We start from the raw sequence: 22,300 nt of genomic DNA, 5'->3' as shown, positions 1-22,300 counted from the left end.
CGGCAGACCTCAGGCGCTCAGCGCCTCCCTCGTCCCGCCGATGAACTGTTCCTCGAACAGGGCAGCAGGCACCGGCATACCGAAGAAGAAGCCCTGCCCCTTCTCGCAGCCGTGACCCCGCAGCAGATCGCGATCCTCGCGGCCTTCCACCCCTTCGGCGATCACTTTCAGCCCCAGTTGGCGGGCAAGGTCGATCAACGAGAACACGATGGCCTGATCCTTGGGCGAATCGTGCATCACATGCGTGAAGCCCTTGTCGATCTTGATCTGGGTGACCGGGAAATTGCGCAACAGGTTGAGCGAGGCATAACCCGTGCCGAAATCGTCGAAAGACAGCCCGAAGCCTGCATCGCGCAAGGCCTGCAACTGGCCGAGTACGTCTTCCTGATGATCGAGGATGATGTTCTCGGTGATTTCGAGATCGATCGCGTCGGGCGGCAACCCATGGCGTTCCAGCGTCTCGGTCGCGATCTGCGGCAGGTTGCCCCCGCGGAACTGTGCTCCGAACAGATTCACGCCCATGGTGAAGCCCGGCACCAGTTCGCGCCATTCGGCAGCCTGCGCGCAGGCTTCGTCCAGAATCCAGCGCCCGACCCTGTCGGCCAACAGTCCGGCTTCCAGCGCCGGCAGGAAAGCGCCGGGCGCCAGCAACCCGCGCACGGGATGGCGCCAGCGGATCAGCGCCTCTGCCCCCACCAGCGAATTGTCGGCCAGCAGCATCTGCGGCTGGTAGAACAGAGTGAATTCGTCCCGCTCGAAGGCGCGGTGCAGCTCGGCATCGTACATCCGCCGGGCAACCGCTTCGGCGCGCAGGGCGGGATGGAACAGGCAACTGCCGCCGCGCCCGGCCTCGCTGCGCGCCTGGAACAGCGCCAGATTCGCGCTGCCGAGGATATCCTCCACCGTCTCGCCATGCTGGGGTGCAATCGCCATGCCGCAATTGCCCGCAAGGCGCACTTCCTGCCCGTCGACCACGATCGGCTCGGCCAGTACGGCATTGATCCGCTGGGCGATGTCCCCCAGTGCCACAGGATCGTTCCCACCGCTCAGCAGCGTGCCGAATTCGTCGCCGCCGATGCGCGCAAACAGGGCACCTGAAGGCACAGCATCCCGGATACGGCCCGCGACGATGCGCAGCACCCGGTCGCCTGTCTCGTGGCCCAGCGTGTTGTTGATGTCGCGAAAACCCTCCAGATCGGTGACGATCAGGCCCAGCGGCGCCCCTTCCGCGAAAGTGCCGGTGATCTTGCCGTAAAGCTGGTTGCGATTGGGCAGGCCGGTGAGCGGATCGTAATTGGCGAGGTAGATCAGCGCCTCTTCCTCGCTGCGCTTCTTCGTCATGTCGCGGATGATGGCGCCGAAATGCATCGCGCCGCCTTCCATCCAGCGCGACCAGTTGAGTTCCACCGGAAACCGCGCCCCATCGCGCCGCTGCGCAGTCAGCGCCGTGCCTTCGTGCCGGGGGCTGCCGCCGCCGAGCACACGGGCGATCCCGGCATGGACCATGGCGCGGTCTTCCTCGGCCACGATCAGGTCGAGCGGCTGGCCCAGCGCCTCGGCCTCCTGATGGCCGAAGATCTGCGTGGCGGCGTCATTCCACGCCGTGATGCGCGCATCGCCATCGAAACAGACAATCGCATTGGGCGATGTCGCCGCGCTGGCTTCCAGATGGCTGGCACCTGTTTCGGCCGCCACTTCCAGCCGCCGCAATTCGAGCCGGTCTGCAGCCAGCTTCGCCAGTTCCATCAGCCGCTGCTGGTCCTCAGGCGGGAATTGCAGGTGAGGCGCCGTATCGAGCACACATAAGGCGCCAAGCGCATGGCCCTCGCGGCTCAGGATCGGAACGCCAGCATAGAAGCGGATGAACCCCTCCTCCACCAGCGGATTGTCATGGAAACGCGGGTCCAGCGTGGCGTCGGGCACCACCAGCACCTTGTTCTGATTGATGGCATGGGCACAGAACGAGACATCGCGGCCCGGATCATATTCGTCGATGCCATAGGCCGAGACGATGAAGACGTGATCGTCTCCTACAAGGTTGACCGCCGCAGCCGGGCAATCGAACATCTGTGCAGCCATGTCGACGATAGGGTCGAGACCGGGAAGCCCGTTGTCGGCATCCAGGCCATACTCGGCCAGAGCACGCAGGCGATCCGCTTCGTCAGCCGTTTTACTTGGACAACGCACCAGAAATTTTTCCCCGCCCTTGATCCTTCAAAGGATACTCTTGGCCAGAGGACAGCATTTACCGTAAAATTCCCTGCAATTCCACTGGGGACAAACACCGGGACCTTGCCGAGGGAAAGTAACGCGGGACGAGACCGGCAGGCCTATAGATGCCGCAGCCATGAGGCATGCCCACAGGATCGAACCGCTCATGCTGGAATGCGCGCATTGCCACCGGAAGACCGGCGCCCAACCTCCTCCCGGAAAGGCCGTGCATGCGGGAAGAGGTGGTGAGCCCTGCTGGATTCGAACCAGCGACCTACTGATTAAAAGTCAGTTGCTCTACCGACTGAGCTAAGGGCCCTTACCAGGGATGTGCGGATGGCCGCGCGGGGCTCACCTAGAAAGGGGGCGGGGTGCGGTCAAGCGCGCTCTTAACTGTCGCACGGTCAAACCGGTGATCGGATCGCGCCAGTCAGGCGCGATGGCCACTGCCGGAGCCAGCACGAAGTCGCGTTCGCGGAACAGGCGATGCGGGATCGTCAGGTCTGGCGCGCCATATGCCCCGCCGCTCCACAGTACGATATCGAGATCGATCACGCGCGAGGTCCAGCGCTGCCCGCCGGTGCGGCGGCCGAATTTGCGTTCCAGCTTCTTGAACAGGCGCAGCAGCTTGTGCGGGCCACTGTCCGTCTGGATCAGGGCCGCTGCATTGGCATAGCGCCGGAGCGAAGGGCCGATAGGCGCGGTCAGCACGATGGGGGAAACCCGCGCTACGTGGATGTCCTCTTTCACCAGCGCAATCAGCGCCGCTTCCACCACGTCGCGCGGACGGCCGAAACGGTGGTGGCGGCGGTTGGAGCCGAGGGCGATGAGATAATGATGTTTCCCCCGCATTCCTGCCCTCACTCGTCGCGCGCGAGCCGACCGTAAAGTTCCGGCCGCCGGTCACGGAAGAAGCCCATTCCCGCGCGATGCGTCGCCGCGCGGTCCAGATCGAGCGTGGCGAGCAGTACGCCGGTTTCCTCGGCGCCGAAATCGCTGACGAAATCGCCCCACTCGTCGCTGATGAAGCTGTGGCCGTAGAAGCGCTGCCCTTCTTCCATGCCGATGCGGTTGGCCGCGACTACCGGCATGCAATTGGACACGGCATGGCCGATCATCGCCCGGCGCCACATGCGGCTGGTATCCAGCTGGGCGTCATAGGGTTCGGAGCCGATGGCGGTGGGATAGAACAGCACTTCGGCGCCCAGCAGCGCCATGGCGCGGGCGCATTCAGGATACCACTGGTCCCAGCAGATACCCACGCCGATGCGCGCGCCGAACAGGTCCCACACCTTGAACCCGTCATTGCCGGGGCGGAAATAGTATTTTTCCTCATAGCCCGGCCCATCGGGGATGTGGCTCTTGCGATAGGTGCCCATGATCTCGCCATCCGGGCCGATCATGGCGATGGTGTTGTAATAATGGTGCCCGTCCCGCTCGAAGAAGCTGGTGGGGATCGCCACTTTCAACGCCCGGGCCATGTTGCGCATGGCGATGACCGCAGGGTGTTCCAGCGTCGGGCGGGCAAGGGCGAACAGGGCCTCGTCCTCGACCTTGCAGAAATAGGGGCCGGAAAACAGCTCGGGCGGCAGCACGATCTGCGCCCCGTCGGCCGAGGCTTCTTCCACCAGCGCGCCGACGGCGGCGATATTGTCGCGCTCATCCTCGGCATTGAGGGCAAGCTGGAGGGCGGCAACGGTGATCTGTCTCATGGCAGGCGGACCTATTGCCCCGTTCCGGTGAAGTCTAGGTCGTAAACTCATAAATGCCAGTCACGAGGTTTGAGGCAAAATGGCCCGGCGCGAGGAGGGGAGGCGCAGGAATATGTCGATATTTCCAGCCTCTCCGACGCTGCGCTGGGCCATTTTGGTCAAATCCCTGCGGGACATCCAAATGGCTTCCATCTCGAACCGAAAGGCGCTGGCAGAGGCAGTCAGCCTCCGCGGCACGCCTTTCGGCCCGATATGTTCGCCATTTGGATGCCTCGTGCCTGGCATTTATGAGTTTACGACCTAGCTCGAATGGTCGGCGATGATCTTCCACCCGCCCGCCTCTTTCTGAAGGACAAGACTGGTGGGGCCGGACGCCATTTTTCCGTCAGGATAGGCGAGCGTATAGCGCCCGATATAGAGCGCATGTTCGGCATCGAGCAGGCGGAAATCGAGCGTTTCCAGGCTCAGCGCGCCGCGCGTGGCGGGGTTGGCGAAATCGTACTTCGCCGAATAGCGCTCGGCCAGCGCCTTGCGCCCGCGCACCAGCCCTTCGGCGGTGACGTAGCTGGCCTGCGGGTCTTCCGAATAGACGCCGATGAAGCGATCGAGATTGCCGCTGTTCCAGCCAGCCGTGCTTTCCGCCAGCGCGGCAAGGACGGCCTGCTTCTCGATATCCGTCGCCCCCGGCTCCTTCGCCACCTGGCAGGCGGCGAGCGACAGGGCGGCACACAGGATTACAACGGCTCGAATCATCGCAATCCCCCCGGATTGAATGGTGTGCCCGATCCTACAATGCGACGCGGGGCTGTCCACAACGGACTCCCCGCGCCTGGATACTTCACGGACGCTTGCGGAACACCATGGTCATGCGGTCGCTCTCGCCGATCGCATCGACCTTGGCCCGCTTGGCATCGTCGGCCCCGGCATAGCTGGGCGGCAATTCCCACACGCCGATTTCCCAGTCGGTCGGGTCCTTGGGATTGGCGTTGATCTCGCTCTTGGCCACAAGGTCGAAGCCGCTGGCGGCGAACAGGGCGATCACGTCGCTCTCGCGCATATAGCCCTTATTGCCGTCGCTGCGCTCGAAGGGGACGTTCTCGGCCACGCGGTGGTCGGTAATGCCGATCAGCCCGCCCGGCTTCAGCATCTTGCGCATGATCGCCAGATCGCGCCGCAGCCAGTCGAAGCGGAACATGTTGTGCACTTCGCGGAAGATCAGCACCCGGTCCACTGTGCCGTCCAGCCCTTCGGGCACGGCATTGACGTTGAAGCCCGATACTTTCGCATCGTTCGGCCCGGCCCATTTCGCATGTTCGGCGGCGAGCTTGCCGGCGACATCGTCATAGGTGTTCTTCATATATCCGGTCTGGTTCGAGACATCGGGGTTCATCCCGATATAGGCCCCGTCCTTGCCCAGATAGGGCACCAGCACGCGCGTGAACCACCAGCCATTCGGCATATAGTCCACCACGGTCATCCCGGGCTCCACGCCGAAGAAGGTCAGCGTCTCGCGCGGGTGGCGATATTTGTCGCGCTTGCCGTCATCGCCCCGGATTTTCGAAGCGAGCGCGGCGTCGAGCGCGGGATTGGCCGGCACGGCGGCCTCTTTCGTTTCGGCCAGGGCAGGCGCAGCAGCCAGCCCGGTTGCCGCCAGCGCCGCGACCGCGGCCAGGCTTATAAACTTCCTCATCGATCCTCTCCCCGTGGAGTCAGTCTTCTTGTGGGCGAACTCTAGGCGAAGGGGCCCGGATGACAAGCAGCCATCGGCCTCCTATCTCATGCACCGAAGGAGATTCCCCTATGAGCGGACTTGATACGGCAATCCTGGCCGGCGGGTGCTTCTGGTGCACCGAAGCGGTGTTCCGCATGTGCGCCGGGGTGGAGGAAGTGGAGAGCGGCTATATCGGCGGCAGCGTGCCCTATCCCAGCTACAAGGCAGTCTGCACTGGCACGACCGGCCATGCCGAGGCGATCCGCATCGCCTTCGATCCTGCGGTCATTTCCTATGCCGATCTGCTGGACGTGTTCATGGCCACCCATGATCCCACGCAATTGAACCGGCAGGGCAACGATATCGGCACCCAATACCGCTCCGCAATCTTCCCGCTGAGCGATGCCCAGCGCGCCGAGGCCGAGGCCGCGATTGCCCGCGCCAATTTGGAGCATGGCGGCAAGGTCGTCACCACCATCGAAGGCCCGGCGGAATGGTATCCGGCCGAGAACTACCATCAGGAATACTGGCAGGGCGAAGGCCAGCGTAACCCCTATTGCCTCGCCGTGATCCCGCCCAAGCTGGCCAAATTGCGCAAGGGCTTTGCGCAGCGGGTGAAGGAAGGCTGAGTTCAGGCCCGGAAGCGGGCGATGAAGAAGCCGTCCAGCCCGCCCTGTTCCGCCAACATTCCCGGATCGGTACGTATCCAGCCCTCCGCCGCTGCGACAATGCCTTCCGGCAGCATGGAAGGCTGCGGCGCTTCGGCGGCGAGCGTAACCCGGGCGAGCTGATCCTCGCCCTCCTCGCGTTCCAGCGAGCAGACCGCATAGACCAGCTCTCCCCCCGGCACGATCCAGCGCGCCGCGCGCTCGATCAGGCGCGCTTGCAGCTCGGCCATTTCCTCGATCTGGCGCGGGCCGATGCGGTGCAGCACATCGGGATGGCGGCGGCAGGTGCCGGTGGCGGTGCAGGGCGCATCCAGCAGCACGGCGTCGAATGCCCCCTCCGGCTCCCATGTCAGCGCATCGGCCACCACCAGAGTGGCGGAAAGGCCGGTGCGGGCGAGGTTCTCTTTCAGCCGCGCCATGCGCTTGGGCCCGAGATCGAGCGCAGTCACATCCCAGCCCGCGGCGGCGAGTTGCAGTGTCTTGCCCCCCGGCGCGGCGCACAGGTCCAGCACGCGGCGGCCTTTCCCTTCGCCCAGCAGGCGGGCGGGGAGGCTGGCAGCGAGATCCTGCACCCACCAGGCGCCTTCGGCAAAGCCGGCCAGATCTTCCACCGCCGTGCCGCGCGGCAGGCGCAGATGGCCGGGCAGCAGCGAGGTGCCGCCAAGCACCTCGGCCCATTTTGCCGTCTCCGCCGCATCGCGCAGCGAAAGATCGAGCGGGGGCGGTTCCGCCAGCGCGGCGGCAATGGCGGCCGACCGTTCGCCCCAGCGCGCAGCCACCGGCTCGGGCAGGGTCGGCGCGGCAGGCAGCTTCACGCCCTTCCTCACCAGCGCACCGAACACGCCATGGGCCAGCCGGCGCGGCCCGCCCGTCAGCAACGGCAAGGCAGTGGCCACAATGGCATGAGGCGGCGTGTCCAGCCGGAGCCAGCCCGCCAGCATCAGCCGCAGCACGGCGCGCGGCTTGGCATCCTCGGGCAGAATCTGCCGCGTGGCCGAATCAATCAACGCGTCGAGGTCCACCAGCCAGCGCAACACTTCGGAAGCCAGCGCGCGGGCCAGCGCCTTGTCTGCCCCGCTTGGCAGCCCCTGCAAGGCCGCATGGGCGGCCACGTCGAGCGTTTCGCCCCGGCGCAGCACGGCGTCGGCAAGCTTGAGCGCAGCGCGGCGCGCGGGAAGTCCGGGTATGTCAGCCATGGTGACGCAATAGACCGGGTTTCATGCCGATCAACTCGTCATTGCGAGTGAGCCGAAGCAATCCAGGGCCGCTGCACGTTACGCGATGGATTGCTTCGCGGCTGCGCCACTCGCAAGGACGAACAAAACCCGGCTTGCCTTGCAGGACCCACGCGCCCATCTTCTACACATGACGAAGCGCGCCACACAGCGGCCCCAGCCCTTCAAGAAACCTGCCCATTGGGACAACACACCCGTGCCCGCGCCGCAGGACGCCAGGCCGAGCGAAGACCCGCAGGGACTCAGCCCAACGCGCTATGGCGACTGGGTGAAAGACGGCATCGCAGTCGATTTCTGACCGCGATCCAACCAATCCACCGCAAATAGGCACCGCATTAACCCTTAGCGCTACATCGTCCCACGCTTGGACGGCACGAGGGCGTCGCTTGGCCGCGCTCGCCTGTGGGGGCACGTGTGCGCAGCCCAAGAAGAACAGGTTGCACAATTGGAGAATTCAATGCGTCTTACCCACACCGCGCTTCTGGCTGCGGCAGCGATCGGCCTTTCGGGCTGCGCTACCAAGGGTTACGTCAAGGACCGGGTCGGCGAGCTGGAAACGCGCCAGAACGCCCGGATGGATCAGGCCGACCAGCGCATGGACCAGATCGACAAGACCAGCCGCGAAGCGCTCGAACGCGCCATCGCCGCCGGCAAGCTGGCCGAGGGCAAGTTCGCCTATGATGTCGTCCTGTCCGACGATGCAGTGAAGTTCGACAGCAACCGCGCGGTGGTTTCGCCCACCGGGCAGCAGCGCCTTGCCGATCTGGCGAACCAGCTGCGCGCCGAAAACGCCAGTGCCTATCTCGAAATCCAGGGCCACACCGATTCCACCGGTCCGGACAGCTACAACCAGAAGCTGGGCATGGAACGCGCCGAAGCCGTGCGCCTGGCACTCTACAAGGCGGGTGTGCCGCTGAGCCGCATGGCCACCATTTCCTATGGCGAGGAAGCCCCCGTCGCCGCCAACAACACGGCCGCCGGCCGCGCGGCCAATCGCCGCGTGGTGATCGTCGTCCTGAAGTAAGGCCCCAGTTCGCCAGACCTGCCGTCCGCTTGCGCCGGGATGCGCGGCGGGCGATAGGTCTGGCCATGGCCGCCACTCACCCCCCTGTTCTGCAGACGGAACGCCTGACCCTGCGACCCGCCGCAGAAGGCGATCTTGACGGTCTGCATGCGATCATGAGCGATAAGCGGGCGATGGCCTATTGGTCCACCCCGCCCCATTGCTCGATCGAAACCACCCGAAGCTGGCTGGCAGTGATGATGGCGATCCGCCCGGAAGAGGGCGAGGATTACATCATCGAGCATGATGGCCGGGTGATCGGCAAGGCGGGCTTCTACCGCTTCCCCTCCATCGGCTATTTCCTGCACCCCGACAGCTGGGGCAACGGTTTCGCGCAGGAAGCGATGCGCCCGATCCTGGAGCGGGGCTTCACCACGCACCTGCTTGCCCGCATCACCGCCGATGTCGACCCGCGCAATACGGGCAGCCTCAACCTGCTGCGGCGGCTGGGCTTCGCCGAGACCGGCTATCGCGAGAAGAGCTGGTATATTGGCGGGGAATGGCTGGACAGCGTGGATCTGGCGCTGGAAGCGCGGGAGTGGGCGGCGGCTACTTGATGCGTCATTGCAAGGTCCAAAGGACCGAAGCAATCCAAGGCGAAACCCATTGTGCTCTGGATTGCGTCGCTACGCTCGCAATGACGAAGTCGGAACGGCTCCCTAAACCCACCCCGCCAGTTCGCGCCGCACCAGCGTTTCAAGCATCGCCATCCCCGTATCGCCCGCATTGAGGCAGGCAAGCGTGGCATAGCGCTCTCCACCGGCTTCGAGGAACTGTTCGCGCCCCCGGATCGCCAGTTCTTCGAGCGTTTCGAGGCAGTCGGCGGAAAAGCCTGGCGCGGCAACGGCCATGCGCTTCGTGCCTGCCTTCGCCTCTGCTTCCAGCACGGCATCGGTTGCCGGTTCCAGCCATTTGGCGCGGCCGAAGCGGGACTGGAAAGTCGTGTCGATCCGCAGGCCCGGCCGGCCCAGTGCCTCACCCAGCAGGCGCGCCGTCTTCTGGCACTGGCAGTGATAGGGATCGCCCAGATGCAGCGTGCGTTCCGGCATGCCGTGGAAGCTGAGCAGCAGCACTTCGGGTTCGAAATCCAGCGCATCGAGCTGCGCGCCGAGATCCTTTGCCAGCGCCGCGATATGGACCGGATCGTCGTAATAAGGCGGCAAGGTGCGCAAGGCCGGCTGCCAGCGCATGGCGCGCAGGGCATCGGCCGCCTTGTCCACCACCGTGGCATTGGTGGCACCCGAATATTGCGGATAGAGCGGGGCGAGCAGGATGCGGTCGCACCCTTGCTCCATCAGCGCCTTCAGTTCCTGCGGGATGGACGGATTGCCATAGCGCATGGCCCAGCGGACCGTGGCCGCACTGCCCAGCCGCGCCTGCAGGGCTTGCGCCTGCTCGGCCGTGATCGCAGCGAGCGGCGAGCCCTTTTCGGTCCACACCTGCTGATAGGCATCGGCGGATTTCTTCGGCCGCGTATTGAGGATGATGCCGCGCAGGATCGGCTGCCAGATCAGCTTCGGGATTTCGACCACGCGCGGATCGGACAGGAATTCCGCCAGATAGCGCTTCACCGCCTCGGGCGTAGAGGCATCGGGCGTGCCCAGATTGACCAGCAGCACGCCGATCCCGCCCGTGCGGACGGAAGGATGAGCGGCAGGAAGTTTCTGTTCGGCGTAAGTCATAGCAAAGGCCCCATAGGCCGCCTTGCCTTACAAGCCATCTGACAACAAGGGCAGACGCCGCAGGCGCAGGCCGGTTGCCGAAAACAGCGCGTTGGCGATGGCCGGCGCCGCCACGGCCACGCCCAGTTCGCCCGGATCGAAGGGTTCGGCATCGCTGTCCACGAAATCGACCTCGATCACCGGACAATCGGCCAAGGTCGGCAGAGCGAGAGCCGCCAGCCTGTAGTTGGTGGGCTGCCCGCGCTCGTAATCCGTGGCCGCGCCCAGAGCGAGGCCCATGCCGAAGATCAGCCCGCCCTCGATCTGCTGGCGGGCAATGTCGATATTGACGATGCGCCCGATATCCACGGCGGCGGAGAGCTTCTCCACCTTCACGCCGCCTTCGCCCTGACTGGCCGTGGCGATCACCGCGATCCGGCCGCCTGCCTCCATCGGCCCCATGCGGTGGCAGGCAAGGCCCTGCCCGCTCTGGTCGCCGCCGCCGCCCCATTCGGCCAGCCGCGCCGCGCGCTGCAGGCATTGGGCGAGGCGCGGATCGTTGCCCAGCATCTCCATGCGATAGGACAGGGGCTCGCGCTCATGCAGCGCGGCCAGTTCGTCCATGAAGCTCTCGGTGAAGAAGCAGGTATAGCCGTGGGCATTGCCGCGCATCCGCCCGGTGGGCAGGCCGATATTCACCGGCACGTGATCCACCGCGACATGCTCGAAACCATAGGGCGGCTCCGCTCCCTCCACGGCCATGGGATCGGCCCGGCCTTCGCTCGCCTCGATGGCGGACCAGCTGGCGAGATTGTTGAACTGCCTCTCGCCGAATTCCTGCGCCGTGGGCGGCAGGGCCAGCTTGGCGCGCCAGATGGCGATATGGCCATTCTCGCTGGTCTTGGCCGAAAGCAGCGCGGCGACCGGCGTGCGCGGGCGCCCGGCCAGTGCTTCCTGCCCACGCGACCAGATCAGCTGGACCGGGCGACCGATCTCCCGCGCGATCAGCGCCGCTTCAACGGCATGGTCCACTTCCAGCCGCCGGTCGAAGCTGCCGCCCGCAGGCATGGGATAGAGCACCACGTCGGCGCTGGAGAGGCCCAGCGCTTTCGCCGCCGCCTCGCGCGCATGTTCGGGCGCCTGCGTTGCGATCCACAATTCCAGCCGGCCCTCGCCGAGCCGCGCCGTGGCCGTGCTCGTTTCGAGCGTGGCATGGAGCGCGGGGGAAACGTCATAGCGTGCGCGATAGGTCGGCTTGCCCATGGCACTGACGCCATCGCCGCGCGTGACGATGCGTTCCGGGCTGCCCTTCATCACTCCGTTTTCGAGCGCTTCCTCGATCCGGCCGCTGTCGACGGCGCCGGAGACCATGAAAGTGGGGGCCAGCTTGCGCAGGGCCTTCTCGGCCGCGAACCACGTCTCGCCCACGGCGGCGATCCAGCGCTTGGCCTTCACTACGCCGACCAGTCCGGGGGAGCCCGCCACGGCACTCATGTCGAAGCGCTTGAGAGTCGAACGGTCGATAGGCCCGTGACGGATCGCGGCATAGACCATGTCGGGCAGGCGCACGTCACCGGCGAACAGCAGCGAGCCGTCAACCTTGGCGGGCAGATCCAGCCTTGGATAGAAGATCGGCGCCTCCGCTCCCAGATCGCTCGGCTTTTCGAGCGGCGGGAGCGAGCGCAGCGGCGGCGGGTCCGGCGGCGTCTGCCTTGCGGCATCCAGCGCGAGTGCGGCAAAGCTCAGGCGCTTCTTGCCATGGATGATGAAGCCGCCCTCAGCCTCGCATTCCTCCCACGAGGTGCCCCAGCGATCCGCGGCTTCCATTGCCAGCATCGCCCGCGCGGCGGCGGCGGCGTGGCGGCAGGGCTCTTCATAGGCGGCAAGAGACATGCCGTCCGCCGTCACCATGAAGCGCTTGTCCTCGGCAAAGCGGCGCACCAGCCAGTCATCCGCATCCTCTGCCAGAAAAGGCAGCGCGGGCTTCCACAGGGGCGCCCATTGCGCAGCAAGCGGCAGGTTGGGATAGGCCCCGCTGACCGGAGTAGGCTCGACCGCGATCTGCCGCCAGTCCGCCCCCAGTTCCATCGCCACGACCTGCGGCAGGATGGTGGTGACGCCCTGCCCCATTTCCAGCTGCGGAACGGCCACGGTGATGACGCCGTCAGCCGCGATCTTCAGCCAGGCATCGAAGCTTGCCTCGTCACGCCCGGCGCTCAGGGGAACGGCGAAGCGGCGGGGGCGCAAAGTCCAGGCAACCAGCAGCCCTCCGCCGATTGCCGCCCCTGCCAGCACCCCTCTGCGCGAAATCTGCATGGCGTGCCTCCCCCCGGTTGCGTCAGGCCCCGAGCCAGTCCGAGATCCGGCGGGCGATATCGGCAAAGGCCTGCGCCTCTGCCCCGTCGCCTGCGGCGGGCGGCGTGCCTGCATCGCTGGCCATGCGGATTTCCATCGCCAGCGGCACGCGGCCCAGGAAGTCCACGCCCTTTTCCCGCGCGGCGATTTCCGCCCCGCCATGGCCGAAGGGATCGGACACTTCGCCGCAATGCGGGCAGGCATAGCCGGCCATGTTCTCCACGATGCCGATGATCGGAACCTGTCCGGCTTCGAACAGCTGCATCGCGCGGGTCGCGTCGATCAGGGCAAGGTCCTGCGGAGTGGAAACGATCACCGCACCCGCGGGCTTGAAGCGCTGCAGCATGGTGAGCTGCACGTCGCCCGTGCCCGGCGGCAGGTCGATCAGCAGCACGTCCACATCGCCCCATTCGGCATCGATCAGCTGGCCCAGCGCATTGCCGGCCATCGGCCCGCGCCACGCAATCGCCTTGCCCGGCTCCACCAGATGGCCCATCGACAGTACGGGAATGCCCGCCGCGCTGGGCACCGGGATCAGCTTGTTGCCTTCCGCCCGCGGCCGCTCGCCCTGGCTTGCCAGCAGGGTCGGCTGCGACGGGCCGTAAATGTCGGCATCGACCACGCCGACCTTGTGGCCTGCCTTCTTCAGCGCGACCGCGAGATTGGCGGTGAGCGTGGATTTACCCACCCCGCCCTTGCCCGAACCGATGGCCACGATACGCCGCGCCACGGGTGGAGCCTTGTCCGCCATCAGCGCCACGCGCACTTCGCGGACACCTTCGGCATCGCGCAAAGTATCGCGCACGGCGATCTCCATCTTGTCGCGCGCCAGGGCGTCCAGCCCGCTGGCATCGAGGATCAGTGTGGCCACGCCATCGGCAAGGCGCAGCGTCTGCAGCCGCTCCAGCGCCTTGGCGGGAAGGCGGCTTTTCAGAATGTCTTCGGTACTCATCTGTGCCCCGTTAGCGAAGCTACGGGCCGGTTGCAGGGAAAATCTGCAACGCGCACCCTGTTTTTCGCGCATTTCGTGCCTATAAGTGACCGCATGGAACGAATGGGCGGATTTTTCGATCGCATCACGCTCGCCATGGCAGGCAAGAACCCCTGGGGCGGCAGCGGCGGTGCGGATGATGGCAAGGGCAGCGACAATTCGGGCGAGAATCCGCCCGGAGGCGATGGCGGCAAGCAGCCGGAAGCATCGGGCGATCGCCCGCGCGGCCCGCGCAATCCCTGGCTTCCCGGTGGCGGGGCCGGCGGCGGGTCCGGTGGCGGCAATGGCGACGAGCCGCGCCGCTCGGCCAGCATAGAGGATATCTTCAAGACGCGCGGCCCCGAAGGCCCGCGGCGCCGTTCGGGCGGCCCCGGCGGCCCGAACTTCCGCCTGCCCCCCGCCCCCGGCGGACGCAGCTGGACGCCGTTCCTGATCACCGGCGTGGTGGGCCTGGCGCTCGCCTTTTCCATGATCCACCAGCTCGGCCCCAAGGAACAGGGCGTCGTCACCACCTTCGGCAAATATTCGCGCACCATCGGTTCGGGCATCTCGCTGACGCTGCCCTGGCCAATCCAGGACGTGCATGTCGAACAGGTTTCCGAAATCCGCATCTTCCAGATTCCGGAAGGCGATGCCGAAAAGCTGATGCTGACGGGCGACCAGAACCTGGTGAACCTGTCCTATCTCGTGCGCTGGAGCATCAAGGACCTCAAGCAGTACCGCTTTCAGCTGGCCGAGCCCGAAAACACCGTGCGCGAAGTGGCCGAGGCCGCAATGCGCGCGTCGGTCGCGGAAGAGCCGCTGGACAGCGTCTTCTCCGGCGAGGGCCGCTCTAACATCGAGGCCAATGTGCGCAGGCGCATGCAGGAAGTCCTCGATGCCTATCGCTCGGGCGTGCAGATTCAGGGTGTGGAAATCCGCAAGACCGATCCGCCAAGCGAAGTGGAAGAAGCCTTCAAGGCCGTGTCCGCCGCACAGCAGGAAGCGGAAACCTACAAGAACCAGGCCGAAGCCGCCGCGCAGCAGGTGCTTGCCCGCGCGCAGGGCGATGCCGCCGCGTTCGACAAGGTCTACGAACAATACAGGCTGGCCCCGGAAGTGACCCGGCGCCGCATGTATTACGAAACCATGGAGCGGGTTCTCAGCCGCACCGACAAGACCATCGTGGAAGCCAATGGCGTGACGCCTTACCTGCCGCTGCCCGAAATCAAGAAGCGCGCCGCTCCGGCGGCCAAGCCTGCGGGAGGGCAATAAGCGATGAACCAGATCTGGCAGAGCTACAAGGTAGCCATCATCGCCGTGCTCGTCGCGCTGGGCGCCTTTCTGTCGAGCGTGATCGTCGTGCCTGAATCCGAACAGGTCGTGATCGTGCAGACCGGTAATCCGGTGCGCGTCTACAATCCGTTCCGGCCCAAGGTGCCCTATGGGCAGACCGGCGCGGGCGTGCATTTCCGCATTCCCTTCGTGGAAACCGTGCAACGCATCGACAAGCGCGTGCGCGATCTGGACATGCAGCCGCAGCAGGTGCTCTCCACCGACCAGCTCCGCCTGGAAGTGGATGCCTTTGCCCGTTACCGCATCATCGATCCGGTGAAAATGGTTCGCACCGTGGGCTCCACCGAGAATGTCGAGGCGCAGCTTTCGCCGATCTTCAGCTCGGTCGTGCGCCAGGAACTGGGCCGCCGCAGTTTCGCCTCGCTGCTCACGGCCGAACGCGGCACCACCATGCACAATATCCGCAACAAGCTGGATGCCGAAGCCCGCGAATATGGCGCGCAGGTGCTGGACGTGCGCATCAAGCGGGCGGACCTGCCGCAGGGCTCGCCGCTGCAATCGGCCTTTGCCCGCATGCAGTCCGCGCGTGAACAGGAAGCGGCGACCACCAAGGCCACCGGCCTGAGGGACGCCCAGATCATCCGCGCCGAAGCCGATGCACAGGCTGCGAAAATCTATGCCGACAGCTTCGGCAAGGACCCGCAGTTCTACGACTTCTACCGCGCGATGCAGAGCTACGACACGACCTTCGGCTCCACCGAATCGGAAAGCTCGATCATCCTGTCGCCGGATAACGAATATCTCCGCCAGTTCCGGGGTGCCCGCTGAAACCAAGGCTTTGCGCCGTCCCCGGTTCGACTACGAATGTCATTCAATTTCGGTTCAGGCCGCACACGCAGAGAGTGCGGCTGTCCGAGCCAGCGCAGCAATGCGCGAAGACGAGAGGAACAGAGGACGTGAAGCCCGTGCGTTACGCTTATGGATTTTCATCCGCGCTGCTGATCGGCGGCGCGGCCATTTCGCTGATCACCGGCCACCCCGCCGGCGCCCAGGTCGCCCAGAACAACGAGAGCCAGATGCAGCGCGTGGTACCGCGGGCCGGCGCTCCTGTCAGCTTTGCCGATCTGACCGAACAATTGCAGCCGGCAGTGGTGAACATCTCCACTCGCCAGCGCATCACCGTGAATACCAGCCCCTTCGCCGGTACGCCTTTCGGCGACCTGTTCGGCGGCCTCACCCCGCGCGGCGGCGGCGTGCCGCAGACGCGCGAGGCGCAATCGCTCGGCTCCGGCTTCCTGATCTCGGCCGATGGCTATGTGGTGACCAACAATCACGTCATCACTGCCGACGGGCAGGGCAAGGTGGAACAGATCACTGTCACCCTGACCGACGGCACCGAATATCCCGCCACTCTGGTGGGCACCGATACGGCTTCGGACCTTGCGGTGCTGAAGATCGAACGCACGAAGGCCTTCCCCTTCGTGGAATTCGGCGATTCCCGCCAGTCGCGCGTGGGTGACTGGGTGATCGCGATCGGCCAGCCCTTCGGCCTTGGCGGCACGGTCACGGCCGGCATCATCTCGGCCGTCTATCGCAACACCGGCACGGGCTCTGCCTATGACCGCTACATCCAGACCGATACCTCGATCAACCGGGGCAATTCGGGCGGCCCGCTGTTCGACATGCAGGGCCGGGTGATCGGCATCAACAATGCCATCTTCTCGCCTTCGGGCGGCAGCGTGGGCATCGGCTTCGCTATTCCCGCCGAAACCGCCGAGCCCATCGTGGACAAGCTCATCAAGGGCCAGCCGATCGAGCGCGGCTATCTGGGCGTGCGCATCAGCGCGGTGGACGAGGATATCGCCGCATCGCTGGGCGTGCCCGCCAAGCGCGGCGAATTCGTCCGTTCGATCGAACCGGGCGAACCGGCCGACAAGGCAGGGTTGCAGGCTGGCGACATCGTGCTCAAGGTCAATGGCCAGGACGTGACGCCGGACCAGACCCTGTCCTACATCGTGGCCAATATCGCGCCGGGCACCAAGGTGCCGCTGGAAATTCTGCGCAACGGCCAGAAGATGACCCTCACCGCCACGGTCGGCAAGCGCCCGAGCGAGGAAGAACTGGCAGGCCGCGTGTTCGATCCCGAAGCGCAGCCCGACGGCCGCGACAATGCCCCGCAGCAGCTGGAAGGCGTGCTGGAAAAGACGCTGGGTGTCCGCGCCACCGAACTGACCCCGCAGATCGCCGGTCAGCTCGGCCTGCCGCGCGACAGCAAGGGCGTGCTGGTAGATGCGGTGGATGCTTCTGCCGATGCCGGCCGCAAGCTGCAGCGCGGCGACGTGGTGCTGGGCGTGAACACCAAGCCGGTCACGACAGTGGCGGAATTCGAAGCCGCCGTGCAGGCCGCCAAGGATGCCGGCCGCGATGCGGTGCTGCTTCAGGTCAAGCCGCTGCGCCGCCCGCAGGATTACATCGCAGTCCGCCTGCGCTAATCCGCCAGAGCCGCAGCGCTATAGAAAAGAGCGCGCCCCCGATCCGGGTGGCGCGCTCTTTCTGTTTGGGCTTTCTGTATGGGATTGCCGCCCCCAACCCGTTCCTCTCCCACAAGGGGGGAGGGATATCCTGCCCCTCAGGGCGAAGGCTGGGTTCCGCCGCCCTGCCCTGAAGACCGCGCTCCGCCCGAAGACTGGCTCCGGCCGCCGGTGGCGCGCTCGAGGAAGTCCTGACTGGCCGCTGGCGGCGCTGGGCTTGCCGGGACCAGCCCGGCGCCGCGCGGGCTCTGCTGGCCGCCGCTGCCGTCGTCGGGCGGGAATGGCGTGCCGCGCGGCTCCTGCGGGCCGGAAGGCTCGATCAGATTGCCTTCCTCGTCGACGTAATAATAATCGCCGGGATCGCCGAACAGGAACTCGTCATCAGGTTCCAGCTGCCAGTCGGGCAGCTTGAGGTCGGTCTCGAACTTCTCGACCGGGCGGTTCTTCACCGCGACCTTCATATAAGAGGCGAAAGCCCGCGCCGGGGCCGTGCCGCCGGAAAGGCCGCCCACGGCCTTGGCATCGTCGCGCCCCATCCACACTCCGGTGGTGATCCCGCTGGAGAAGCCAAGGAACCAGCCATCCTTGTTGGAACTGGTCGTGCCGGTCTTGCCCGCAACCGGGCGCCCGATCTGCGCGGCGCGGCCGGTGCCGACGCTGACCGCCGATTGCAGCAGGTCGGTAATCCCGGCGGCGACGTAATCGGGCACAAGCTGCTGGCTGCGCGGTGCCTCGCGGCGATAGAGGACATCGCCGTCCACTGTCGTCACCTTGGAAATGCCATAGGGCTCGATCGAACGGCCGCGTGCGGAGACCTCGCCAAAGGCGCGCGTCATGTCGATCAGGCGCACGTCGGACGTGCCCAGCACCATGGAGGGATTGGTGTTGATCGGCGTGGTGATGCCGAAGCGCCGGGCCATGGCGGCAACCGTGCCGAAGCCCACTTCATTGCCCAGTTGCGCGGCCACCGTGTTCTTCGAATAGGCAAAGGCGCTGCGCACATCGATCTCGCCGGCAAAGCTGCCGCCCGAATTGCGCGGGCTCCAGCCGTCGATGGTCACCGGCTCGTCCACCACCCGGTCATCGGGCGTATATCCGGCTTCCAGCGCGGCGAGATAGACGAACAGCTTCCAGGCAGAGCCCGGCTGGCGCACGGCATTGGTGGCGCGGTTGTAATTGGTGGCGACGTAATCCGTGCCGCCGACCAGCGCGAGTATCGCCCCGTCGCGATCCAGGCTGACCAGCGCGCCCTGCGCGCCCTTGGGCGTATTGGCCCTGATCGCGTCGGTCGCGGCCTTCTGCATGGCCGTATCCAGCGTGGTCCACACTTCCAGCGGCTCGTCCGTCTCGGGCAGCAGCAGGTCGAGCTGCGGCAGCACCCAATCGGTGAAATAGCGCACCGAATTCTGCGCCTGTTGCGGGGCGAGCTTCACCGCCGAAACGTCCACATCCGCCTCGTCCGGAGAGATCGCGCCATATTTCTTCATTTGCGCGATCACGACATTGGCGCGGCTCACGGCCGCCTGCACATCCGCCGTGGGGGAATAGCGGCTCGGCGCCTTCACCAGCCCGGCAATGATCGCCGCCTCGCCCAGCGACAGGTCGCGCGCGGAGTGGCTGAAGAAATTGCGGCTGGCGGAATCGATGCCATAGGCGCCGCCGCCGAAATAGACCTTGTTGAGATAAAGCTCGAGGATCTGTTCCTTCGAGAACTTCCATTCCAGCGCCATGGCCAGCACCGCCTCGCGCGCCTTGCGGTCGAAGGTGCGGTTGGAATTGAGGAAGATGTTGCGGGCCAGCTGCTGGGTGATGGTGGACGTGGCGCGGGCACGCTCGTCATCGCGCAAGGAAACCCACAGCGCGCGGGCCAGGCCCAGCGGATCGATCCCGAAATGCGAGTTGAAGCGCCGGTCTTCAACCGAGATCATCGCATCCTTCATCACTTGTGGGATCTCGTCCGACCTCAGCCACTCGCCGTAACTGGGCCCCATGGCGACGATTTCAGACCCGTCGCGCGCGCGCAACACGATGGTCTGCCCGGCCTTGATATCCTTCAGTTCCGAAAAACTCGGCAAATTGCTGGCGGCGAAATAGACGGCGGTGCCCAGCGCGATCACGCCCAGCAGGGCAAGGAAGCTGCCCCACAGGAACAGGCGCTTCATCCACATGCGGAAACGGCCGGGGCGCCTGCGCCCTCCGCCGCCATTGCCCGAGCCGGTGTCCCTCACCCTGTCGCGCGGCGTCGCTTTCGACCCCACGCTGCGATTGCGTGCCATGCGGCTATTCTATCCTTGCCCGTATGCCTGCGCGCCACGCGCAGCCCGCTTCCGAGATTTGCGATGCATAGGGGATTAGTAACGGGGCGTTAACGGCGAATTTAGCAGCCCGCCTTCCGGCCGGGGCTTTCAGTCCTCCGGCTCGAAATCGAGGCTGGCGGAATTGATGCAATAGCGCAGGCCGTCCGGCCCCGGACCATCGGGGAAGACATGGCCCAGATGCCCTTCGCAGCGGGCGCAGCGCACTTCGGTGCGGACCATGCCATGCGATGCGTCGCGCAGTTCCTCCACCGCCTCGCCTTCGACCGGCGCCATGAAGCTGGGCCAGCCCGATCCGCTGTCATACTTGGTCTCGCTGGCGAACAGCGGCAGGCCGCACCCTGCGCAATGATAGATGCCGGCGGCCTTGTTCTTCTCATATTTGCCGGTGAAGGCCCGCTCCGTCCCCGCGCGGCGCAGGATGATATAGGCTTCCGGGCTGAGGCGCTCGCGCCATTCCTCGTCCGTGAGGTTCATCTTCTCGGGCACTTTTTTCTCCTCAATCGCCGGCGACGGCATCCGCCGCCTTGGCTTTCCTCACACCCTCAAGTTGTACTTGAGGGTGCTGCGGGCGGCCGTTCGGCCTTGCAGGCCGCCCAAATGGGCGGCCCGAAACTCGGCCATGGTAAAGGTCAGGAGCAATATATCGGTCCGCGACCAGCGGACCGCAAGCGCGAACGCGCGCCGCGCCTTATGGCGCGAACAGCCAAGGGGCCGGATGGCCCCGCCGGCGCCTGAGGCGAGGCAAATTACGCATTCACATCCGCGTAGTGGCTGGGCGGCTGGATCACGTCCATCCGTTCCGACAGCAGCGGGCGGAAGCTCGGGCGGCTCTTGAACACCGAATACCAGCCGCGTGTCTGCTCATGGCCGGACCAGTCGATCCCGCCGAGATAATCCGCCACCGAAATCTGCGCGGCGGCGGCAAGGTCCGCCAGGCTCATCTGCGAACCGGCCAGCCAGGGGCGATTGTCGATCAGCCAATCCATGTAATCGAGATGGTCGTTCGCCAGCTTCATCGCGGAACGCAGCAATTGCGAATCCGGCGGCGCGCGCATGAACAGGCGCTTCTTCATCCGCTCGTTGAGGAACGGCAGGGTCACGTCGTTGAAGAAATTCTCGTCGAACAGGGCCACCAGACGGCGGATTTCCGCGCGGTTCTGGGCGGTGCCGACGATCATCGGCGCCTTGTCCACTGTCTCTTCGAAATATTCGCAGATCGCCCGGCTATCCACCAGGGTGATGTTCCGCTCCGCATTGCGCAGCACCGGCGTGCGCCCGGCCGGATTGAGGGCGTAGAATTCGTCGCGCCCGTCCCAGGGATTTTCCCGCTCCAGCTCATAGGCGATGCCCTTCTCGCTCAGCAGCAACCGGACCTTGCGGGAGAAGGGGCAAAGGGGGAATTGATAGAGTTGCCACATGGGGCCATCCTTGCCGCAACTGCTAACGTGCGTCCACCGGCAAGCCGATTGCGGCTGGGGATTGAAGGGTTAGAGTGCAATCGAAGGGAGGCGAGACATGCCGCAGCCCAGGGATGACGAGGTGGAGATCACCAGCCGCGAACGGGTGGTGTTCCCCGATGGCAGTTTCACCAAGGGCGATCTGGCCGATTATTGCCGCGCGCTTGCCCCGGCCATGCTGCCCTTCCTTGCCGGGCGCCCGGTCAGCCTCGTGCGCTGCCCTCAGGGGATCGAACAACACTGTTTCTTCCAGAAACATCGCACAGGCAGCTTCGGCCCGCATGTGCTGAGCGTGGAGATCGAGGAGAAGGAGGGAGATGTGGAGCCCTATCTCTATGTCGAAAGCGCCGGGGGCATTCTCGAATGCGTGCAGATGGGCGCAGTGGAATTCCACCTCTGGGCCAGCCACGCGGCCGATATCGAGAAGCCCGACCGGATGGTGTTCGATCTCGATCCGGCAGAGGGGCTGGGCTTTGCCGAGGTCGCTGCCGCCGCGAGCGACATACGCGCCGGGCTGGAACGGCAGGGCCTCGCCAGCTTCGCCATGCTGACGGGCGGCAAGGGCGTGCATGTGGTGGTGCCGCTGACGCCGGGCGCATCATGGGATGCGCATCGCGGTTTCGCGGAGGGTTTCGCCAAGGCCCTGGCCGAAGATCAGCCAGGCCGCTTCACCGCCACGATGAGCAAGGAAAAGCGCAAGGGGAAGGTCTTCATCGACTGGCTGCGCAACACGCGCGGCTCCACCGCCATCGCCCCCTATTCCCCCCGCGCCCGTCCCGGCGCCCCGGTCGCCGCGCCGGTGAGCTGGGAGGAGCTTGCGGGGATGGACGAGCTAAAGCGCTTCACGCTGGCCGATGCGGGGGAGTTGCTCGCGCGAGCGGGTGATGGAGCGTTGAAGGGGTGGGGCGTGGCGGGGCAGGGGCTGCCAGCTTCGTGATCCCGGGCTTGACCCGGGATCGCTGTGATCTGGGCGTGTCTTGGCCAGCGGTCCCGGATCAAGTCCGGGACGACGGATGAGGCCGCCCTCCATCCACTGTCACCCCGGCCCTGTGCCGGGGTCCAGCTTTGTGTCCGGAAATAGCGGGATCCCGGAACAAGTCCGGGATGACGAA

The 22,300-nt window shown here is 65.6% G+C and carries 20 protein-coding genes and 1 tRNA gene; 8 read left to right on the top strand and 13 right to left on the bottom strand.

Going from position 1 to position 22,300, the window contains the following annotated elements; all coding sequences use genetic code 11:
• Positions 1 to 9: 9 nt before the first annotated feature.
• From WFP36_RS16610 to WFP36_RS16585, 6 genes are all read right to left on the bottom strand, one after another.
• Positions 10 to 2,187, bottom strand: coding sequence for a putative bifunctional diguanylate cyclase/phosphodiesterase (locus WFP36_RS16610; protein WP_336982165.1), 2,178 nt, complete (start codon positions 2,185 to 2,187; stop codon positions 10 to 12).
• A 267-nt stretch (positions 2,188 to 2,454) separates the two neighbouring features.
• Positions 2,455 to 2,530: transfer RNA gene (locus tag WFP36_RS16605), tRNA-Lys, on the bottom strand.
• A gap of 32 nt (positions 2,531 to 2,562) precedes the next feature.
• The gene (folK, locus tag WFP36_RS16600) at positions 2,563 to 3,063 is read right to left on the bottom strand and encodes a 2-amino-4-hydroxy-6-hydroxymethyldihydropteridine diphosphokinase (protein ID WP_336982163.1); all 501 of its coding nucleotides are present in this window, start codon (positions 3,061 to 3,063) and stop codon (positions 2,563 to 2,565) included.
• 8 nt (positions 3,064 to 3,071) lie between these two features.
• A complete protein-coding gene (gene aguB, locus WFP36_RS16595; RefSeq protein ID WP_336982161.1) occupies positions 3,072 to 3,923 on the bottom strand; it encodes an N-carbamoylputrescine amidase in 852 nt (283 codons plus the stop codon).
• Positions 3,924 to 4,223: 300 nt separating this feature from the next.
• Positions 4,224 to 4,676, bottom strand: coding sequence for an SgcJ/EcaC family oxidoreductase (locus WFP36_RS16590; protein ID WP_336982160.1), 453 nt, complete (start codon positions 4,674 to 4,676; stop codon positions 4,224 to 4,226).
• Positions 4,677 to 4,761: 85 nt separating this feature from the next.
• Positions 4,762 to 5,613 carry a class I SAM-dependent methyltransferase gene (locus tag WFP36_RS16585; protein WP_336982159.1) on the bottom strand — a complete coding sequence of 284 codons (852 nt, stop codon included), beginning with the start codon at positions 5,611 to 5,613 and terminating at the stop codon, positions 4,762 to 4,764.
• Between the two features lie 110 nt (positions 5,614 to 5,723).
• Between WFP36_RS16585 and msrA the strand changes: the two genes are divergently transcribed.
• A complete protein-coding gene (gene msrA / locus WFP36_RS16580) occupies positions 5,724 to 6,263 on the top strand; it encodes a peptide-methionine (S)-S-oxide reductase MsrA (protein ID WP_336982157.1) in 540 nt (179 codons plus the stop codon).
• 2 nt (positions 6,264 to 6,265) lie between these two features.
• On the opposite strand, the gene WFP36_RS16575 is transcribed toward msrA, so the two are convergent.
• Positions 6,266 to 7,498, bottom strand: coding sequence for an RsmB/NOP family class I SAM-dependent RNA methyltransferase (locus WFP36_RS16575; RefSeq protein WP_336982156.1), 1,233 nt, complete (start codon positions 7,496 to 7,498; stop codon positions 6,266 to 6,268).
• A gap of 169 nt (positions 7,499 to 7,667) precedes the next feature.
• On the opposite strand from WFP36_RS16575, the gene WFP36_RS16570 reads away from it, so the two are divergent.
• The 3 genes from WFP36_RS16570 to WFP36_RS16560 all read left to right on the top strand — a co-directional run bounded on the left by WFP36_RS16570 (position 7,668) and on the right by WFP36_RS16560 (position 9,157).
• Positions 7,668 to 7,835: a DUF1674 domain-containing protein gene (locus tag WFP36_RS16570; protein WP_336982154.1), complete on the top strand. Its 168-nt coding sequence runs from the start codon at positions 7,668 to 7,670 to the stop codon at positions 7,833 to 7,835.
• A 159-nt stretch (positions 7,836 to 7,994) separates the two neighbouring features.
• Positions 7,995 to 8,561: an OmpA family protein gene (locus WFP36_RS16565; protein ID WP_336982152.1), complete on the top strand. Its 567-nt coding sequence runs from the start codon at positions 7,995 to 7,997 to the stop codon at positions 8,559 to 8,561.
• Between the two features lie 65 nt (positions 8,562 to 8,626).
• Positions 8,627 to 9,157, top strand: coding sequence for a GNAT family N-acetyltransferase (locus WFP36_RS16560; protein WP_336982151.1), 531 nt, complete (start codon positions 8,627 to 8,629; stop codon positions 9,155 to 9,157).
• Between the two features lie 102 nt (positions 9,158 to 9,259).
• Here WFP36_RS16560 and hemH read toward each other — a convergent pair whose 3' ends face one another.
• From hemH to WFP36_RS16545, 3 genes are read right to left on the bottom strand one after another with little or no spacing between them, the layout of a single operon-like run.
• On the bottom strand, positions 9,260 to 10,282 hold the full coding sequence (gene hemH, locus WFP36_RS16555) for a ferrochelatase (RefSeq protein WP_336982149.1): 1,023 nt from the start codon (positions 10,280 to 10,282) through the stop codon (positions 9,260 to 9,262).
• Positions 10,283 to 10,309: 27 nt separating this feature from the next.
• A complete protein-coding gene (locus tag WFP36_RS16550; RefSeq protein WP_336982148.1) occupies positions 10,310 to 12,577 on the bottom strand; it encodes a molybdopterin cofactor-binding domain-containing protein in 2,268 nt (755 codons plus the stop codon).
• 22 nt (positions 12,578 to 12,599) lie between these two features.
• Positions 12,600 to 13,568, bottom strand: a complete 969-nt coding sequence (locus WFP36_RS16545) for an Mrp/NBP35 family ATP-binding protein (protein ID WP_336982147.1) — start codon at positions 13,566 to 13,568, stop codon at positions 12,600 to 12,602.
• 102 nt (positions 13,569 to 13,670) lie between these two features.
• Between WFP36_RS16545 and hflK the strand changes: the two genes are divergently transcribed.
• From hflK to WFP36_RS16530, 3 genes are all read left to right on the top strand, one after another.
• On the top strand, positions 13,671 to 14,861 hold the full coding sequence (hflK, locus tag WFP36_RS16540) for an FtsH protease activity modulator HflK (RefSeq protein ID WP_336982145.1): 1,191 nt from the start codon (positions 13,671 to 13,673) through the stop codon (positions 14,859 to 14,861).
• Positions 14,862 to 14,864: 3 nt separating this feature from the next.
• A complete protein-coding gene (gene hflC / locus WFP36_RS16535; protein ID WP_336982143.1) occupies positions 14,865 to 15,710 on the top strand; it encodes a protease modulator HflC in 846 nt (281 codons plus the stop codon).
• Between the two features lie 137 nt (positions 15,711 to 15,847).
• On the top strand, positions 15,848 to 17,374 hold the full coding sequence (locus WFP36_RS16530) for a Do family serine endopeptidase (RefSeq protein WP_336982182.1): 1,527 nt from the start codon (positions 15,848 to 15,850) through the stop codon (positions 17,372 to 17,374).
• A 137-nt stretch (positions 17,375 to 17,511) separates the two neighbouring features.
• Here WFP36_RS16530 and WFP36_RS16525 read toward each other — a convergent pair whose 3' ends face one another.
• The 3 genes from WFP36_RS16525 to WFP36_RS16515 form a co-directional block, all read right to left on the bottom strand.
• Positions 17,512 to 19,689: a transglycosylase domain-containing protein gene (locus tag WFP36_RS16525; protein WP_419716649.1), complete on the bottom strand. Its 2,178-nt coding sequence runs from the start codon at positions 19,687 to 19,689 to the stop codon at positions 17,512 to 17,514.
• 129 nt (positions 19,690 to 19,818) lie between these two features.
• On the bottom strand, positions 19,819 to 20,205 hold the full coding sequence (gene msrB, locus WFP36_RS16520) for a peptide-methionine (R)-S-oxide reductase MsrB (RefSeq protein ID WP_419716650.1): 387 nt from the start codon (positions 20,203 to 20,205) through the stop codon (positions 19,819 to 19,821).
• Positions 20,206 to 20,477: 272 nt separating this feature from the next.
• On the bottom strand, positions 20,478 to 21,149 hold the full coding sequence (locus WFP36_RS16515) for a glutathione S-transferase family protein (RefSeq protein WP_336982139.1): 672 nt from the start codon (positions 21,147 to 21,149) through the stop codon (positions 20,478 to 20,480).
• A 97-nt stretch (positions 21,150 to 21,246) separates the two neighbouring features.
• On the opposite strand from WFP36_RS16515, the gene ligD reads away from it, so the two are divergent.
• The gene (ligD, locus tag WFP36_RS16510; protein ID WP_336982138.1) at positions 21,247 to 22,125 is read left to right on the top strand and encodes a non-homologous end-joining DNA ligase; all 879 of its coding nucleotides are present in this window, start codon (positions 21,247 to 21,249) and stop codon (positions 22,123 to 22,125) included.
• Positions 22,126 to 22,300: the final 175 nt, after the last annotated feature.

Source organism: Fulverythrobacter fulvus, assembly GCF_037154085.1.
Classification (GTDB): Bacteria; Pseudomonadota; Alphaproteobacteria; order Sphingomonadales; family Sphingomonadaceae; genus Andeanibacterium; species Andeanibacterium fulvum.
Note: the sequence above shows the minus strand (reverse complement) of the source record. Positions and strands in the feature narration are given on the sequence as shown.